The organism is Rhizobacter sp. P2_H2 (assembly GCF_056403375.1).
Genome location: NZ_JBFUFP010001110.1, coordinates 1 through 1,718, shown reverse-complemented (window position 1 = coordinate 1,718; position 1,718 = coordinate 1). Strand labels below are relative to the sequence as shown.

General features: G+C 71.9%; 3 protein-coding genes. All 3 read right to left on the bottom strand.

The window, feature by feature from the left end:
• The coding region (locus AC1D15_RS30585) for a LacI family DNA-binding transcriptional regulator (protein ID WP_477828987.1) at positions 1 to 725 on the bottom strand (725 nt) is incomplete at its 3' end.
• Positions 726 to 732: 7 nt separating this feature from the next.
• Positions 733 to 1,251 carry a DUF2306 domain-containing protein gene (locus AC1D15_RS30580; RefSeq protein ID WP_477828986.1) on the bottom strand — a complete coding sequence of 173 codons (519 nt, stop codon included), beginning with the start codon at positions 1,249 to 1,251 and terminating at the stop codon, positions 733 to 735.
• Between the two features lie 70 nt (positions 1,252 to 1,321).
• On the bottom strand, positions 1,322 to 1,718 hold a 397-nt coding region (locus tag AC1D15_RS30575; RefSeq protein ID WP_477828985.1), incomplete at its 5' end, for a hypothetical protein.

Genomic DNA, 1,718 nt, shown 5'->3' with positions numbered 1-1,718 from the left:
CCGCGCAGCAGGTCGCGCAGCGCGCTGCGGCCATGGCCCAGCCGGGTCGGCGCGGGCACGTACTGCAACACCGGCGCGGCCAGCCCGCGCGCCAGCGCCTCGGCGGCGAAGGCCTCGGCACGGCGGCGCGCGCGCGGGTCGTCGCCGCCGATCACCGCGAGCCGTTGCCGGCCACGCTCGGCGAAGAAGCCCGCCACCGCCTTGCCGACCGCCTCGTGCGAGAAACCGACCAGCACGTCGATCGGGTCGGGGATCAGGTCCCAGGTCTCGACGATCGGGATGCCCGAGGCCAGCAGGCGCTGCCGGCCCTGCGCGGTGTGCAGCACGCCGGTCAGCACGATGCCGTCGGGGCGGCGGCCGATGATGTCGGCCAGCAGTTCGTCCTCGCGCGCTTCGCTGTAGCCGCTCTGCCCCACCATCAGCTGGTAGCCGCGCGCGGCCAGGCCGGTGGTCAGCGCCTCCAGCGTCTCGAGGAACATCGGCCCCGACAGCGTCGGCACCACCGCCGCCACCAGCCGGCTGCGGCTCGAGCGCAGCGCGCCGGCCGCGCGGTTCGGCACGTAGCCGGTCTGCGCCACCGCGGCGCGCACCTTCTCGACCGTGGCGGCCGGCACGTTCTCAGGCCGGTTCAGCGCACGCGACACCGTCATCGCCGAGACGCCGGCGACGCGGGCCACATCGTTGACGGTGATGCTGAGGTGAGACGCCGTGCGCTGAAGGGTCATCGGCAGGTCAGGCGGCGGGCGTGGCTGCAGTGAGGCCCGGACGGCTGCGCGAGCGCAGCTGCAGGCACTGCCAGGTGGCACCGATCAGGAACACCAGGAACAGCGCGCCGGCGACGGCCTGCAGTTCCGGGGCATCGGCATTCGGCAGCAGCGGCTTGCCCAGCGGCAGCCGCGTCGTCGTCTCGGTGACGCCGGGGATCATGTGGAAGAAGAAAGTGAGCGAGTAGCTGACGGTCTCGACGTACGGCGACGCGCCGCCGAACAGCCTGCGGCGGCCGGCCAGCCACGCGACGCCGAGCACGACCAGCGTCACGATGCCCAGCACGTGCGGCTTGCCGAAACCGCCATGCTGGAAGATGCCGAAGCCGGTGAGGCAGGTCAGCACCGTGGCCCAGATGTAGATGCGGCCGGTGGTGGTGCCGGCGATGATGCGCTTGTCGCGGAACAACGCGACCAGGCCGGCGGCGACCGCGATGAGCGAGATGAGCGTGTGGATGACGCCGAGCGGCGTGAGACCGTAGACCATGGGTTCCTCCTGGGGTCGATCTGTTGGAGCCCCAACAGTACACGCCGACGGCGCGACCGACAACACCGCCTCAGCAGCCGCCGACCGCCTGCGCATGCACGGCCGTCCAGCCGCCGGCCGCGCGCTTCAGCACGCCATAGCCCGACCACTCGTAGCCGGCGTAGGCGTAGACCAGCTCGGCGACGCCGTCATCGTCGAGGTCGGCGTGATCGACGAAGTCCATCTCCATCAGTGCCGACGCGCCGGCACCGCCGCGGAAGAATTCTTCATGGGTGGCGGCGTAGACGCCCTGGGCGTTGCGCTCGGCAACGAAGAACAGCGTCTGCACGTTGTCCTGGTTCTCGATGTGCGACGACACGACGAGCACGGGCTGGCCTGCGCGCTCGATGCGCACCACGGACACGCGCAGGGCCGCGAGCGTGTCGGCCAGCGCCGCGGCGGGTGCCTGGTGGCGCGCCAGGATGGTG